Genomic DNA, 14,751 nt, shown 5'->3' with positions numbered 1-14,751 from the left:
CTCGCGCCGGTCGCTCCTTCGTGCGATTGCGTCGGCGCCCCGGGGGCCGGGGGGCGGGTTTGGGGTGCTTCTCGCCCCCCCCCCCCCCCCCCCCACCCACGACCCACCCGCACCGACCATGCCACGTTTGCCTTACCTCTCAATAGATACTCACGTCCTCGACGTCCCACCGGACGTCGAGGTCGGCTCCGACTCCGCTGACGTCCAGAATCCGCGACACCAAAGGGGTCTTCACGATCACCGAGAACCTGGGCGACGCCGCGTTGGCCTCCTCGAGTGCCTGCAACCCCGCACAGCTGAGGAATCCGACGCCGGAGAGGTCGAGGATCACGTGCTTTCCTTTGACGCAGGCGCCACTGAGCTCGGTGCGGAAGCGTCCGACGGTCGCCGCGTCGATCTCCCCCACCGCGGTGAGGATGAGGACGCCGTCTTTGCGGCGGCAGGTGCTCACGGCCAGGGGCGGCTGTTCGCCGGGTACGCGCTGGCCAGGCAACATTGGGGGCGCCTCTCTCCAGACCACCAAGTTCCCTCGACGGTACTCAGCGACGGCTGGAGGTCAACCCGGGCTACCTCATTTGAGCCATCCCGGGCGCGAACCTTTACCCATCTTTTGCCATTCCCCGGCGAAGCGCCGGTGCGCGGCCTCGGCGTCGGCGACCGAACGCCCGTGCAGGAGCCCATAGGTGAAAGCGTTTTCGTTCTCGGCGTAGGCGCGGAGGCCGAGGAGCCGCAGAACCTCCCGGCTGACCACGATGTCGTGGTGCTCGCCGAGCGTGCTTTGCACCGCCTTGACGTTCTTTCGCCATTTTCGAAGCTTCTTGCCGGTCACCGGCCGGACCGCGTCCGCCGCGTAGCGGGCTCGCTTGGCCTTCTTGCGCACCCCGTGCAGGGCGGCGTCCTGCTCCGCGCCGGGCTTCAGCCCACTCGCCGCGGCCACGGCCTTGCGCAGCTTCCGCTCCGACCGAGAGACCGCCTTGCGCAGTTCCTTCTTGTCGTCCTTGATCTTCCGCGGTTTTTCGACGAGCTTTTCCAGCGCCCGCAACAGCTTCACATACCGCTTGCTGTCGAGCGCCCGGACGGCGCGCGCCTTGGCCTCTTCGGCCTCGCGCGCGAAATGCCGGGTCATCAGCTGCTCGACGTTACCCAGCACCAGTTCGGCCGGGAGCGCCTTGACCTCGCTGTGAAGGCGTTCGGCCATCACCTCGCTGTCCCTCGCCGGCCCGAGTTCGCCACCGAGCCAGCGGAGTTCCTCGGCGAGCCCGTTCGCGACATCGGCGCCAAGCGAACGGCGAAAGGTCTTCAAACCGCTCCGCAACCGCCTGCTCGCGACCCGCATCTGGTGTACGGCGTCCTCGACGTCCCGGCGGACCCCGATGTCGTTGCGCCGCAGCGCGTCCAGCTGCGCGGCGAGGTAATCCGCCAGCACCGAGCCCGAAGCTCCCCTGGCCGAGGGCACCAGCTCGTCGGTGAGCCGCCGGAGTTTCGACGGCCACCTCGACCGCTCGGCGCCTCCCTCCACGACCGCCTGATCCAGGCTTTGGAGCACCTCGGGATCGGCGCCCGGCGAGAGTTCGATCTCGATCTCCCGCCAGCGGTCGAGGTGCGCCTTGTCCCCGCCCGCCTCGCCGGTGACGACGTCGTCGGTCAACGTCGCGAGCTCGCGACCCTCGGCGTCGAGCAAGGCGTACGACGTGCGCTCGGTACGCAGATGCGCGGCCTGCACGAGCTTGGCGCCGAGGGTGTGCGCCCGGACCAGCCTCGCCAGCGCGCCGGGGACCTTGTCCGGCTTCCCCGCCAGCGGGAGGCGGAGTTCCTCGCGCCTGTCCTCCCCTGCCGGGAGTTTGAGGTGCCAGCCCTCGTCGCTTCCGCCGAGCCTCCGACGCAGCGTGATACCCGCCTGGGCGAGCCGGAAGTCTGAGGTGTCGAAGTACGTGGCGTCGAGGACGTCGACCCTCGGATCGGCCTGGCTCGTCACCGGACCGGCCGGAACCAGCGGCGGGATGGGCCTGTCGGCCGCCAGGTCGTACTTCCGCTCGATCTCCGACTCGGCGACCGGGGCACCACCCTGCGTCTTCGTCACCACGAACTCCTTCTCCTCGGCTACCCGGAAGGATTACCCCGCGAAGAGGCGGCGGGAAACCCCTGGCGGGTCATTCCTCCATCCGGTCGTACCGGTCCGCCCATTCGGCCAGCATTTGCCGTGATCTCTCCTCGGTCAGCGTATCGCTTTCCAACCTCGCGACGAGCGAATAATAGGCTTCGACCGCCACCCGGTCGTCGATGAACACCCCGGCCGCATAGGAATCCGTGTACACCACCGCCGGATGTTCCGTGAATTCCATGATGGTGAACGAATTCTCGATCACCCTGCCCACTTCGTCGCTTTCGGGGACGACGCGAATGGAGCAATAGGGCAGGTTCGCCGAAAGGACGAGGTGGAGCAGTTGCTCGTGCATGATCCGGGGACCGCCGACGACCGACCGCAACGCGCGCTCGTGCACGTAGAACCGGCAGCGCGGCGGACGATCCCGCCGCAGCAACCGCTGCCGTTCCATCCGGGCGTTCACGACCTTGTCCAGCTGGGCCTGGTCGCGGTTGCCGATCAGTTCGAAGGCGGTGCGGGCGTACGGTTCGGTCTGCAGCAGCCCGGGGAGCGTCAACGACTCGTAGCGCACCAGCGTATGCGCGAGGTTTTCCTGGATCTCCAGGGATTTCATCGGGTCGACGAGTTCGTCGAAGTACGGCCGGACCCAGTACAGGTCGCCGCCGGGCTGCGTCAGCTCCAGCAGCAGGTCGCGTTCGGGCTCCGCCTCGCCGCAGGTCGCGAGATACAGCGCCGCGTCCACCACGGACAGCTCGCGCAGCCCTTGCTCCCACCTCGTGACCTTGCTCTGCAACCAGCCGTTACGGCGGCTGACGTCGGCTCCGCTGAAGTGCCTTCGCTGCCGGAACGCCCTCATGCGGTGGCCCAGTTCCCGGGTCCGCGCCGTCGAATCCTTCTCAACCATGCGGGACAAAGTAGGGCCGAACTCCGGCCGCGCGGCGATTGCCACGCGGTGATTCACCTCAAGTGCTGATAACTTGCGCTCGCGCACCTATGCGAAACGCTACTTCGCAAGCGAAGCGCCTTCGCACGCGAAGGGTTCTTTAAAGCTTTATAGCGGAAGAAAGAAAGGAGAGCCAGTTATTCGGAAGTGGATTTCTTGCGGTACCGCAGCCTCAGGGCGGCCCGTGAAGGCCTCCTTGCCTACCCTGAAGGTAGTGAAGGAGGCCTTCACGGACGTCGCGGCGGCAGGGACCCCCAACCGCGCCGGGCGAGCCGAGCCCCCGGGAGTGACCGACACCTGACGCGCGGTTTGAGACTCTGACACCAAACCACCAGGCAAGGTGAACCGAAGTTTCAACCGGAACATCAACGATATGCTTGAACCTCATGAGTCAAGACATCCGAGACTTCGTGACCCCCTCCTGCGATCTGCTCGCACTGGGCGAGCCGACGCACGCGACCCCGGTCTTCGCGGAGGTCCGCAACGAGTTGTTCGCCCAGCTGGTCGACCGCGGCTTCCGCTCGATCGCCCTCGAAACGGATCGCGTGGCCGCGCTCGTCGCGAACGACTTCGTCCAAGACGGCACCGGAACCCTCGACCTCGCGATGAGCGAAGGCTTCTCGCACGTCTTCGGCGGCGTGGAGGCGAACAGGCGACTGATCGCGTGGATGCGCGAGTACAACGAGAACCGGCCTCCCGAGGAGCGCCTTTCGTTCCACGGCTTCGACACCCAGACCGAGAACACGTCCGCGCCCAGCCCGCGGCGCTACCTCGAGCACGCCCGCGATTTCCTGGGGCTCGACGTGGACATCGCCGGCCCGGCGGGCGACGACGAACGCTGGAGCCGCACGGAAGCCGTCATGGACGCGGCTTCCTCACCCGGCGCCACGGCCGATGCCTACCGGCTGCGCGCGATCGCGGCCGAACTGCTCACCGCGCTGCGCGCCCGGAAACCCGAACCGGCCACGGACGAGTGGTCGCGGGCCGAGATCCACCTCATGGCGGGGATCGATCTGCTGCGCTACCACCGGCAATGCGCCGAACCGCTCGAGCCGCACGAGCGATACGCGCCCCTCGTCGCGACCAGGGACGCCTTCATGGCACGGAATCTGCTGGAGATCCGCGCCGCCGAAGCCGGTCGCGGCCGGACGCTGGTCTTCGCCCACAACCTCCATCTGCGCCGCCAGGCGAGCACGATGCGGGTCGCCGGGACGGAGACCACCTGGTTCCCCGCCGGCGCGCTGGTGGCACCGCTGCTCGGCGACCGCTACACCTTCGTCGCGACCGGCCTCGGCCGAAGCGAGGCCATCGGGCTCGAGGAGCCGGAGCCCGACACCTATGAAGGGTTCCTGCAGAAGCACGTCACCACGGCTTGGGGTCTGCTCCCCGCCTCCGATGTCCCGCCCGCCAGCGTCCGGACCGATACCACGCCGCGGCAGGGCTACTTCCCGCTCGACCAAGGGCTCCTGAACGACGCGGACGCGATTCTGCACGTCCGCGGTTAGCCGGCGGACCGGGTGACGCCTCCTGCCCTCTGAAGGCGTCACCCGGCCACGAGTACGCGCCGCCACCCCCAGTTCCGCGAATTCGGGGCGGCGCGAAGTCCGCTCACTCGAGCAGCAGTCAACACACCGTCGCCATAACTTCGCCAAACGCCGCGGCCGTCGTTCCCCCGCCGGGCTATGCCGGAGTCGCCCCGAAGCGGATCTTCGTCAACGCTTCACGAGCCTGATCCCGCTGGCGTCCGCTCTTGTCGACCGCGGAAAGACCTTGGAGCGCACGTAGTTCCCACACCGGGAATCCCAGTTCCCGGAACAGTCCCGCCGCGGTACGGAGGCCTTCGGCGGCTTCGGTCGCGATGCCTTCGTCGGCCCGTAGACGTCCGAAGCTGAGCAAGGCGTATCCGCCGCCCCGGCGGTCTCCGATCTCCCGGAAGGTACCCATCGCCAGGCTAAGGTGCTCGGCGGCGCGACCGTGTTCACCCGCCAGACGCAAGGATTCGCCGAAGCTTCGGTGCGTGTAGGCGGCGGCATGCCGGTGCCCGACGTCCTCGAACAGCTCCAGTGACCGCGAAAGACAGCGCTCGCTCTCCCCCGCGTCGCCGGTTTTCGCGTGGAGATCACCGAGACTCCGGAGGACGTGGGCCTCCCAATGGCGTTCACGCGAGCTTCGCGTGCCGATCAGGGCGCTCGTCAACAGCGCACCGGCCTCGTCCACACGACCGTTCCGTCGCAGGACGTCGGCGTACCGCTTGGCGGACCTGTCGTGCTGCTGCCCGTCCTCGCAATGGAGCGAAAGCAGCAGGCTCGCGTCGAAACACTCCTTCGCCCGGCGGAAGTCGCCGAGGTCGTCCCACAGCGACCCGAACTGGGCCGACGCCATCGCCTGCCCGGCGAGGTCACCACAGTCCCGCAACAGGTCCAGCGCCTCCCGCAGCGCGTGGACCGCCGCACCGGTCCGGCCGGAGTCCGCGTCGACGTCGGCGAGTGCGACGAGTGCGGCCCCGGTGCCCGGCTGATCGCCCACGGAGCGGAACCTGTTCTCCGCCAACGAGAAACAGGTCCTCGCCCGGGCCAGATCCCCCGCGTCGGCGTGGGCGTGCCCGAGCTTCAGCAGTTTCTCCGCCTCCGCCGGGAGATCGAGGCGATCGCGCACGATGCCGAATCCGAGCCAGGCGGGAGAACCGCCGTTCCGGGGGCCGACGAGATCGCTGTAGGCGTCGGCCAGCCGCATGGCCAACCCGGTCCAGCCATGGTTCTTCGCGGTACGGACGGCGAGCGCGAGGTTCGCGGTTTCCGCGGCACGCCAGCCGACCGGGTCGGCCGCGACGCGGTCCGAAACGGCCGCCGGGACGTCGGCGCGCCGTGACGGCGGGTACGCGGCGCCGAGCGCGGCGGAAGCGTGTTCGGCCAGCGCCGCCATGACCGTCAGCGCGCGTTTGAGGGCTCCGGGATCCGGCGGCTCCCGGAGTGCGAGCCGGATCAGCCTTGGTAGCCGGTACCGCACGAAACCCGCTTGATCCGGTTCGGCGTGGAGCAGGTGGTCGTCCACCAGTTCGTCGAGCAGTGCGGCCGCCTCGCGGGACGGACCGCCCAGCATGGCCGTCGCGAACCAGTCGGCGATCTCGGTGGCGCCGGGAAAACCGAGCGACCGCAAGGAATTCCGTTGTCGCGGCGAAAGCTCGGCGAGGGCGTCGGCGAGCACGGGACGGACGGCCAGGTCACCGGCGGCGAGTTCGTCGAGGCGCAGACGCTCGTTCTCCAGGCGGGTCGCGAACTCGGCGACGCTCAACCGGGGCCGTTGCCGCAGCTTCATCCCCGCCGCCCGCACCGCCAGTGGAAGACCGTCGCAGCAGGCCAGCACCCGGCGAACGGCGTCGGGTTCGGCGGACAACCGCGCGGTTCCGGCGACCTCGCCGAGCAGCGTCCGCGAGTCCTCGTCGGACAGGGCACCGACCTCGATCGGCCTGGCGCCGACGAGACCGGCCAGCCGCCGTCGTGTCGTGACGATCGTCGCGCAGGCGGGACCGCTCGGCAGCAACGGCCGCACCTCGGCCTCGGACCGGCCGTTCTCGAGGATCACCAGCAGCCGCCGGTCGGCGGAATGGCTCTGCCACAAGGAGATCAGCCCCGCCCGGTCGGCGGGCAGTTCCGCGTCCGCAAGGCCGAGTGCGCGTAGGAACCCGGCGAGGACGTCGCCGGGTTCACGCAGGTCGGCGACGAGCTGGCCGTCCGGGAACCGCTTGCGCACGCGCCACGCGGCCTGGACGGCCAGCGCGCTCTTCCCCGCTCCCGCCGCGCCGTGCAGCACGATCGGCGCGGGAGTCCGCAGCGCGCGTCCCACGTCTGCCAGTTCTTCCGCCCTGCCGGTGAAATCCGGTGTCGCGGCCGGCAGACGGCACGGCGCACCGCCCGCCGACCAGCCGGTTCCGGAGATCCGGCGGTGGACCGCGAGCAGGTCGTCGCCCGGCGAAACACCGGCGTGCTCCCACAGCGCCCGGCGACACCGGTCGAGTACGGCCAGCGCCGCGTCCCGCCGCCCGAGCCCGTGCAACGCCTCGGCCTGCCACGCGGCGAGCCGTTCGTCACCCGGCCGGGCGGCCAGCTCCGGCCCCAATCGGTCCGCGACCGCCTTGTGGTCACCGGTGGCCAGGTCCAGCTCCACGAGCTTGCCCAGCACCGAACATCGCCGGTCTTCGAGCCACAGCCGGTGTGCCTCCACCAGCGGACCGACCGGAACGTCGGCGAAGGCCCGGCCGCGCCACAACCCCAGCGCCCGTTCGAGCAACGCCCGGCGTTCGTCACCGGTCGCCCCTGCGGCGGCGGCCGTCAGCTCAGAGAAGCCGGTGACGTCCAGCTCTCCTTCGGACACGGTCAGCCGGTAGCCGTTGCGGCCGGATCGCAGCCGCTGCCGCTCGTCGTCCACCGGCACGCCGGGCGACAACGCCTTGCGCAGCTTGGAAACCGCCATCTGCACGACCGCCGCGGCACTCGACGGCGGACCCTGCGGCCAGAGCTCGTCCACGAGGGTGTCCCGGTGGACGAACTCGTTCGGCCGGGTCAAGAGCACCGCGAGCAGCCGACGGGGCTGAGCCGCCGACGGCAGCGGGACCGAGGCCGCGAGGGGGCCGAGCACCTTGAACTCCACGAACCACCTATCACCTGGACGGATGGCCCGAATGTAACCCGGCGCTGTCCCCGAGTCGGCGTTTTCTCACCCGGATGGCCGTCCCCCTTACTTCCCCGTGTGCGCGAGAAGCCTGTCCCGCAACGCGGGCTCGTCCGCGAGCGCGTCGTTCAGTGTGTGCTCCAGCAAGGGTTTGAGGTCCCCGTACGGCCGCTTCGACCAGTCCAGCGGCCCCTGCGGCGGCTCGGGGTCGTACTCGATGACGAACTGGATCGTGCGGGCGATCTCGGCGCCGACGAGCCGTTCGACCAGATGCAGCGCGAGGTCGATCCCCGCCGACACCCCGGCGGCGGTGATCACGTTCCCGTCCTCGACCCAGCGTTCGGCGACCGGTTCCGCGCCGAACGCGCCCAGCAGCTCGCGGAACATCCAGTGCGTCGCGGCTTTGCGGCCCTGCAGCAGGCCGGCCTGCCCCAGCAGCAGCGAACCCGTGCACACCGACGTCACGAGTTCCGCGTTCGCCCCGGCGCTCCGCAGATAGCCGACCAGCTTCTCGTCGGCGAGCGCCTTGAGCGTCGGCGCGGCGCCGCCGGGCACGAGCAGCGCGTATGGCGACGGGACCTCGTCGTAGGTGTGGGTCGCCACGAGCTTCAGCGGGTTATCGGTGGTGACCGGCTCCTTCGTCTCGCCGACCACGACCGTCCGGTACTCCTGCGCGGTGCTCGCCATCCCCTCCAGCACGGTCAGCGGCCCGACCATGTCGAGCGGGGTCATCCCCGGATACACCACGAACGCGATCGTCTTCTTGTCGTCTGTCATGGGACAACGGTGTCGCAGGGGCGGGACCGCGGTGGCCCGGATGTCCGGATTCCTGCGAACAACGTCCGACGGCCGGGCACTACTGGTAGCGTTCGATCATGCCGGGTTCACCCAGACGAGTGTTGATCGTCGGCTACAGCAACGCCGAGTTGCTCGACATCGCCGGTCCGTCGGACGTTCTGGACGCCGCGACCAAACTCGGTGGCAAGCCGGGGTACGAGATCATGCTCGCCAGCGTCGACGGACGCGGTATCCGCTGCGAGTCCGGCCTGACCCTGCAGGCACAGCACCGGCTCGACCAGATCTCCGGCGACTTGGACACGCTGATCGTCGCGGGCGGCACCGGCCACGAGACCGCCGCGGCGGATCCGAGGATGGTCTCCCATGTCCGCAGGCTCGCGCAGCAGAGCCGTCGTGTCGCCTCGGTGTGCACCGGCGCCACCGTGCTCGCCGCGTGCGGCCTGCTCAACGGCCGCCGCGCCACCACCCACTGGCGGTTCGCGAACCGGCTCGCGACGAGCTATCCGCAGGTGAACGTGGACCCGGTGCCGCTGTACGTGCGCGACGGCAACGTCTACACGGCGGCGGGCGTCACCAGCGGGATCGACCTCACCCTCGCGTTCGTCGAGGAGGACCACGGCCCGAGCGTCGCGAGGGAGGTCGCCCGCATGCTCGTGACCTACCTGCAGCGGCCGGGCAACCAGGCGCAGGTGAGCATGTTCCTGTCCGGCCCGCCACCGGAGAACCGGCTGGTCCGCGACATCACCGCGTACGTCGCCGAACACCTCGCCGGTGATCTCGGCACCGCCGTCCTCGCCGAGCGGGCCGGGATCAGCACCCGGCAGCTGACCAGGTTGTTCGACGCGCACCTGAGCACCACGCCCAGCAGGTACGTGCGGGCCGCGAGGACCGAGAACGCGGCGAAACTGTTGTGCGGCACCGAACTTCCGCTCACCTCGATCGCGAGACGATGCGGTTTCGGTTCGACCGAGACGCTGCGCCAAGCCTTCCTCGACCACTTCGACACCCCGCCTTCGGCCTATCGCCGTGTCCACCTCCGGCAGGCGTTCGGCTAGGCCGTGTGCACCACCCGGCGCGCACTGTGGAGGATGTGCGGGTGAACCGCCGCGACCTCTCCGACGACGACACCGGCCCGATTCGCCGGGTAACGGACACCCCGTCCGATCGTTCGCCCGGAACGTCCCGTTCGCCGCGCCCCGAGGGCCCGCGGCGCCCCCGTCCCCCGGCCCAGCGGCCGAGACAGGCCGAACCGGGCAGACGTCGCGCCGCCGAGCCGAAGCCAGAACCCGAACCGGTCGGCCACGGGCACTCGCACGGGCACGGACCGGCGGCGCCCGCGTCGCGCCGGGTACGCCTGCTGCTGATGTGGCTGCTGATCCCGCTCGCCGTCGCGACCGTCGCCGGGATGATCCTGCTCTATCCGTGGGGCAAGGATCCGGTGAAAAGCGCCTTCCCCCAAGGGACCCCGGTGAGCGCGACGATCACCAAGACGATCACCGGACCGTGCCTTGCCGAAGGTCAGGTACAGGTCGGCGAGCCGCCGCCGGACGCGAAACCGTGTCTCACCAGCGAGCTCACGATGACCGACGGCCCCGCGTCCGGGAAGCCGCTGAAGCTGACGCTTCCCATCGAGCCGAGCACGCCGCGATTCGCCGCGGGCGACGACGTGGTGCTGTCCTACAACGGCGGAGACGTCGCGAATCCCGCGTCGTTCCAGATCGTCGACTTCCAGCGTGGTACGCCACTGCTGCTGCTCGCCGGGTTGTTCGCGCTCGCGGTGATCGTGCTGGGCCGTTGGCGGGGGCTCGCCGCGCTGATCGCGCTCGGGCTGAGCTTCCTGGTGCTGGCGCTCTTCGTGCTGCCTTCGATCCTCGCCGGCGAAAGTCCGCTGCTGGTGGCGATCGCGGGCGCCGGCGCGATCATGTTCGTCGCGCTGTACCTGACGCACGGGCTGTCCGCGAGAACCTCGGTGGCGGTGCTGGGCACCCTGGTGAGCCTGGTCCTGATCGGTGTCCTGTCGGCGATCTTCTCGGCCGCCGCGTCGCTGACCGGGCTCGACGACAGCACATCGCAGCTGATCGGCTCACTCGGGCACGGGATCGACGCGCGGGGACTGCTGCTGGCCGGTGTCGTGATCGGCGCGCTCGGTGTGCTGGACGACGTCACGGTGACGCAGACGAGCGCGGTATGGGAACTCCGGCGGGCGAACCCGGCGCTCGGCTGGCGTGAGCTGTACGGCGCGGGCCTGCGGATCGGCCGCGACCACGTCGGCTCGGCGGTCAACACGCTCGTGATGGCGTACGCGGGCGCGGCGCTGCCGGTGCTGCTGTACACGTCGCTTTCCGGGGTCGGGCTCGGCTCGATCCTCGGCGCGGAGGAGATCGCCCAGGAGATCGTGCGGACACTGGCCGGAAGCGTCGGCATCGTCGCGGCGGTCCCGGTCACCACCGTGCTGGCGGCGCTGATCGCCTCGCGAGAGCCCCAAGAGTCCCTGTAGTCACAGCCGCCCCAAAGCGCGAGCCCACCGCGCGATCACGGGCCGGAGTCGGGTACGAAGGGGCCGCACCCGAGGTTCGCCGCGTGATCGGAGGGGCCATGTTCGACGTGTTCGCCGTCCCGAGACAGCTGACCGCCGTCGCGCGGCGCGTGCTCGTCTCGACGTTCGAAGCCGTCGAGGCGGTCCCCAAGATCGCCGCCGCGCTCGACGACGTGCGGGCGACGCTCAAGCACTCGGAGCGGCTGGCGACGTTCGCCGCGGGCGAGTTGCCGGAGATCGTCTACCAGCTGGAGGAGATCAAGACCCGGCTGGAGAAACTGGAGACCCGCACCGAGGCCTCGTGAGTGGTAAGGACGGTTAGAACCCGAATCGCCACTCACGAAAGGTGACCACCAGGCCACCGCCGCGCTTGCCCGCCCCTGCAAGGTGTGAACGTCGAGTTCCCACGGCTGAGCCGAGGGAAGGGGCCCTTCGCGCGCAGTCCGTGAAGGCCTCCTTCCCTACCTTCAGGGTAGGCAAGGGGTCCTTCACGGACTTGCGACCGCCTGCCGCGGCTCAGTCCAGGGTCGCCACGAACCGGCTGACCGCCTCCATCGTGAACCGCTGGATGTACTTCCCGGCGGGCGCCGCCGAGGCCAGCCGGTAGAGCGGCCGCTCCGCCGCCGCGTCGCCGCGCGCCTCCGATTTCAGCTGCGCCACCAGCAGTTCCGAGAACACCAGGCCGTTCGCCTCGGTGTTGTTCAGCAGCGCGTTCGCCAGCTTGCGCAGCTGCAGGATGCCCAGTTCGCGGCCGCCCGCGCCGGAATACACGGCCATGTCGACCTTCGCGACCTTGCGACGCTTGCCCGCGTTGACCAGTAGGCTGACCGTCCGGGTACCGCGCACGTCGCTGATCACCAGGTCGATGCGCTCGGCCGCGGTCAGGTCGATCCGCCGCACGCCCCAGGTCCGCACGATGAGCGTGTCGTCTTCGAGCCACACCCGGCGGCGCAGGTTGTAGAACATGACGTACAGCAGCGGCAGCGCGATCACCCCGGCGACCACGAGCCCGGCGATCTCACCACCGATCAGCCCGGCGATCCCGCCGAACGCGGCCGCGAAGATCACGACGCCGGCGACGCTGGAGCAGCCGCGCTTGCGACGGAGCTTGGGGTCGTCGTGGAACAGCGGGAGACGTTCGGGGGTCTCCGGGGCCCCGGCGGGCTCGGTCATCACACGCCCGTCCCGGCCAGGAACGGGTTTCCCGCCCGCTCTTGGCCGATCGTGGTGGCCGGACCGTGGCCCGGAAGGACGACGGTGTCGTCGGGCAGCGTCATCACCTTGGCGCCGAGGGAGCGCACGAGCTCACCGCCGTCACCGGAAGACCGGCCGATCGAACCGGCGAACAGGCTGTCCCCGGTGAGCACGATCCGGCCGCCCTCGGCGGAGGTCGACCCGAAGACCACCGAGCCGGGGGTGTGCCCCGGTGTGCCGGACACCGTGATCTCCAGCCCGGCCAGCCTCAGCGGGCCATCGACGAGTGGCACGATCCCGTCCTTCCGTTGACCGGCGTCCTGGCCGAGGAGTGGCCGGTCCGCCTCGTGCAGATAGAGAGGTATCCCGTGGCGCGCGCCGACCTCGCCCGCCGAGGCGACGTGATCGGTATGGCCGTGGGTGGCGAGCATCGCGACAGGCGTCAGGCCGTGCTGGGAGAGCGCGGCCTCGAGCGGCTCGGCGACGTCTTCCCCGGGATCGACGATCACGCACTCACCGCCGCCGTCCGGGGCGAGCAGGTAGCAGTTGGCTTCGAGGGGGCCTGCCGGAAAACCGACAACCAGCACGAAACGCCTCCTCAGATCTTCCGCCGAACAGGTGACAGGATGGCCCTGATCACGATCAAGTAAGCCTAGCGGCCCCTGTACGGGGGCCTCACAGCCTGTGCCCATAGACTTCCCCCACCTCAGACGTGTGAACATCGAGTGGAAACCGGGAGGGCGGGTGCCGACCAACCAGCAGCGCCGCGAAGCCGCGAAGCGCAAGCTCGAGCGACAGATCGTGCGACGGGCCGAAAAGGCCAAGCGGCGCAGGATCGTCGGCTCGGTGGCGGTCGTCGGCGTCGTCGCCATCGTGGCGGGCGCGGTGTGGTGGATCGTCAGCAGTAACAGTGGTGACGATGCCGCCTCCGACGCTTCCCCGAGCTCGGCTCCTCCGACCCCCGAGGTCACCATCCCCACGGAGCGCGCTCCGATGCCGAAGCGGCCGACGCCGCTGGCGAACCCGGTGGCCTGTGACTACAAGGACGACGCCAGCAAGCAGGCGTCGAAGAAGGTCAACAAGCCGGAAGGCAAGGACGTCTCTTCGAACGGCACGGTGAACGTCGTGCTGAAGAGCACCGCGGGCGACATCCCGCTGACGCTGGACCGCGCGCTCGCCCCGTGCGCCGTGCAGAGCTTCATCAGCCTTTCCCAGCAGGGCTACTTCAACGACACCAAGTGCCACCGGCTCGGCACCACCGGCCTGCAGATGCTGCAGTGCGGCGACCCCGAGGCCAGCGGCATGGGCGGCCCGGGCTACACGATGCCGGACGAGGCGTTCAAGGAGATCAAGTACGGCCGCGGCATCCTCGCGATGGCGAAGACGCAGCAGCCGAACTCCGGCGGAAGCCAGTTCTTCATGGTCTACGGCGAGGCGGAGCTGCCCGCGGATTACTCGGTCTTCGGCAGCATCTCCGACGAGGGCCTGAAGGTGCTCGACAAGGTCGCCAAGGCGGGCGCGAACGCGCAGGCCGGCAACGGCGACGGCACCGGCCCGCCCAACACCGAGGTCAAGTTCACCGGCGTCACGGTCAACGCCTGACGTGAAGCTGGAGATCAACGGCGCGCCCGCCCGGTCGGAAGACCTGGCGGGCGCGTTCGGTTACGGCCATTTCACCGCGATGCAGGTCCGCGACGGCAAGGTCCGCGGCCTCGACGTCCACCTTCACCGGCTCGTGACGAGCACGCGGCGCATGTTCGGCAGCGAACTCGACACCGACGCGGTGCGCGCGTACGTGCGGCAGGCCGTCCGTGGTGCGGACGCGCTGTCCGTGCGGGTGCTGATCTTCTCCCGCGCGATGGACTGGTCCGATCCCGGCGCACCCGCGGCGCCGGACGTCCTCGTCCGGGTCGGCCCGCCGCAAGAGCACGAGATGACGCCGCTGCGCCTGCGGTCCGTGCGCTATGAACGGGTGCTTCCGGAGGTCAAGCACGTCGGCACCTTCGGCCTGCTTCACCACACACGTGAGGCGAAGATGGCGGGGTACGACGACGCGCTGTTCATCGACTACGAGGGCCGGGTCAGCGAAGCGTCGATCTGGAACGTCGGGTTCCTCGACGGGGGCAAGGTGGTCTGGCCGCAGGCCCCGGTACTCGACGGCATCACCCAGCAGCTCGTGCGACGCGGCCTGGAGCGGAACGGGATCCCGCAAGAGGTCCGCGACGTCCGCCCGGCCGAGCTGCCGGGGTTCGACGCCATGTTCCTGACCAATTCGGAGTCGGTCGGCTGGCCGGTGGCGTCGGTCGACGACGTCGTGCTGCCGTTCGCTCCGGAAACGAGCCGGATCCTCACCGAAGCGTACGACAGCAATCCCTGGGACGAGATCTAACGAGGTCGTGAGTGGCGGTTTGGGGTGTTTCACCAAAACCCCCCCCCCCCAAGGGGGCCAGCCCAACACCCGCGCCCCCCACCCCCCCCCCCGCTGGGCGAGCCGGTGGGCCCCCCCCC

At 69.7% G+C, this 14,751-nt stretch carries 13 protein-coding genes; 6 read left to right on the top strand and 7 right to left on the bottom strand.

Annotated features, from left to right (window positions below):
- Positions 1 to 139 precede the first annotated feature (139 nt).
- The 3 genes from ACIRGA_RS22820 to ACIRGA_RS22810 form a co-directional block, all read right to left on the bottom strand.
- On the bottom strand, positions 140 to 496 hold the full coding sequence (locus ACIRGA_RS22820; RefSeq protein ID WP_400944173.1) for an STAS domain-containing protein: 357 nt from the start codon (positions 494 to 496) through the stop codon (positions 140 to 142).
- 75 nt (positions 497 to 571) lie between these two features.
- Positions 572 to 2,083, bottom strand: coding sequence for a CHAD domain-containing protein (locus tag ACIRGA_RS22815; RefSeq protein WP_400944171.1), 1,512 nt, complete (start codon positions 2,081 to 2,083; stop codon positions 572 to 574).
- 67 nt (positions 2,084 to 2,150) lie between these two features.
- Positions 2,151 to 3,008, bottom strand: a complete 858-nt coding sequence (locus tag ACIRGA_RS22810; RefSeq protein ID WP_400944169.1) for a helix-turn-helix domain-containing protein — start codon at positions 3,006 to 3,008, stop codon at positions 2,151 to 2,153.
- A 425-nt stretch (positions 3,009 to 3,433) separates the two neighbouring features.
- Between ACIRGA_RS22810 and ACIRGA_RS22805 the strand changes: the two genes are divergently transcribed.
- Positions 3,434 to 4,552, top strand: a complete 1,119-nt coding sequence (locus tag ACIRGA_RS22805) for an erythromycin esterase family protein (RefSeq protein ID WP_400944167.1) — start codon at positions 3,434 to 3,436, stop codon at positions 4,550 to 4,552.
- Between the two features lie 175 nt (positions 4,553 to 4,727).
- Here the strand turns inward: ACIRGA_RS22805 and ACIRGA_RS22800 are convergent, their stop codons facing one another.
- Together ACIRGA_RS22800 and ACIRGA_RS22795 are read right to left on the bottom strand one after the other, a co-directional pair.
- The gene (locus tag ACIRGA_RS22800; protein WP_400944165.1) at positions 4,728 to 7,694 is read right to left on the bottom strand and encodes a BTAD domain-containing putative transcriptional regulator; all 2,967 of its coding nucleotides are present in this window, start codon (positions 7,692 to 7,694) and stop codon (positions 4,728 to 4,730) included.
- 87 nt (positions 7,695 to 7,781) lie between these two features.
- Positions 7,782 to 8,492, bottom strand: a complete 711-nt coding sequence (locus ACIRGA_RS22795) for a DJ-1/PfpI family protein (RefSeq protein WP_400944163.1) — start codon at positions 8,490 to 8,492, stop codon at positions 7,782 to 7,784.
- A gap of 98 nt (positions 8,493 to 8,590) precedes the next feature.
- On the opposite strand from ACIRGA_RS22795, the gene ACIRGA_RS22790 reads away from it, so the two are divergent.
- The 3 genes from ACIRGA_RS22790 (at position 8,591) to ACIRGA_RS22780 (ending at position 11,354) form a co-directional block, all read left to right on the top strand.
- Positions 8,591 to 9,568 carry a GlxA family transcriptional regulator gene (locus tag ACIRGA_RS22790; RefSeq protein WP_400944161.1) on the top strand — a complete coding sequence of 326 codons (978 nt, stop codon included), beginning with the start codon at positions 8,591 to 8,593 and terminating at the stop codon, positions 9,566 to 9,568.
- A gap of 41 nt (positions 9,569 to 9,609) precedes the next feature.
- On the top strand, positions 9,610 to 11,010 hold the full coding sequence (locus ACIRGA_RS22785) for a YibE/F family protein (RefSeq protein ID WP_400944159.1): 1,401 nt from the start codon (positions 9,610 to 9,612) through the stop codon (positions 11,008 to 11,010).
- An 83-nt stretch (positions 11,011 to 11,093) separates the two neighbouring features.
- A complete protein-coding gene (locus tag ACIRGA_RS22780; RefSeq protein WP_400944157.1) occupies positions 11,094 to 11,354 on the top strand; it encodes a hypothetical protein in 261 nt (86 codons plus the stop codon).
- A 211-nt stretch (positions 11,355 to 11,565) separates the two neighbouring features.
- Here ACIRGA_RS22780 and ACIRGA_RS22775 read toward each other — a convergent pair whose 3' ends face one another.
- Both ACIRGA_RS22775 and ACIRGA_RS22770 read right to left on the bottom strand, forming a co-directional pair.
- Positions 11,566 to 12,222 carry a hypothetical protein gene (locus ACIRGA_RS22775; protein WP_400944155.1) on the bottom strand — a complete coding sequence of 219 codons (657 nt, stop codon included), beginning with the start codon at positions 12,220 to 12,222 and terminating at the stop codon, positions 11,566 to 11,568.
- Positions 12,222 to 12,830, bottom strand: a complete 609-nt coding sequence (locus tag ACIRGA_RS22770; RefSeq protein WP_400944153.1) for an MBL fold metallo-hydrolase — start codon at positions 12,828 to 12,830, stop codon at positions 12,222 to 12,224. Before ACIRGA_RS22770 ends, ACIRGA_RS22775 begins: the two co-directional genes overlap by 1 nt.
- Positions 12,831 to 12,987: 157 nt before the next feature.
- On the opposite strand from ACIRGA_RS22770, the gene ACIRGA_RS22765 reads away from it, so the two are divergent.
- Together ACIRGA_RS22765 and ACIRGA_RS22760 are read left to right on the top strand one after the other, a co-directional pair.
- Positions 12,988 to 13,845, top strand: a complete 858-nt coding sequence (locus ACIRGA_RS22765) for a peptidylprolyl isomerase (protein ID WP_360132256.1) — start codon at positions 12,988 to 12,990, stop codon at positions 13,843 to 13,845.
- A gap of 1 nt (position 13,846) precedes the next feature.
- Positions 13,847 to 14,632, top strand: a complete 786-nt coding sequence (locus ACIRGA_RS22760) for an aminotransferase class IV family protein (RefSeq protein WP_400944150.1) — start codon at positions 13,847 to 13,849, stop codon at positions 14,630 to 14,632.
- The last annotated feature ends 119 nt before the right edge of the window (positions 14,633 to 14,751 follow it).

It is taken from the genome of Amycolatopsis sp. NPDC102389, assembly GCF_044765885.1.
In the GTDB taxonomy this organism is placed as follows: Bacteria; Actinomycetota; Actinomycetes; order Mycobacteriales; family Pseudonocardiaceae; genus Amycolatopsis.
This window is presented reverse-complemented; position numbering and strand designations above follow the sequence as displayed.

Excerpts from the sequence above, each read along its gene's own strand:
- ACIRGA_RS22820 (WP_400944173.1), bottom strand. The coding sequence starts at position 496 with ATGTTGCCTGGCCAGCGCGTACCCGGCGAACAGCCGCCCCTGGCCGTG.
- ACIRGA_RS22810 (WP_400944169.1), bottom strand. The coding sequence starts at position 3,008 with ATGGTTGAGAAGGATTCGACGGCGCGGACCCGGGAACTGGGCCACCGC.
- ACIRGA_RS22805 (WP_400944167.1), top strand. The coding sequence starts at position 3,434 with ATGAGTCAAGACATCCGAGACTTCGTGACCCCCTCCTGCGATCTGCTC.
- ACIRGA_RS22795 (WP_400944163.1), bottom strand. The coding sequence starts at position 8,492 with ATGACAGACGACAAGAAGACGATCGCGTTCGTGGTGTATCCGGGGATG.
- ACIRGA_RS22790 (WP_400944161.1), top strand. The coding sequence starts at position 8,591 with ATGCCGGGTTCACCCAGACGAGTGTTGATCGTCGGCTACAGCAACGCC.
- ACIRGA_RS22775 (WP_400944155.1), bottom strand. The coding sequence starts at position 12,222 with ATGACCGAGCCCGCCGGGGCCCCGGAGACCCCCGAACGTCTCCCGCTG.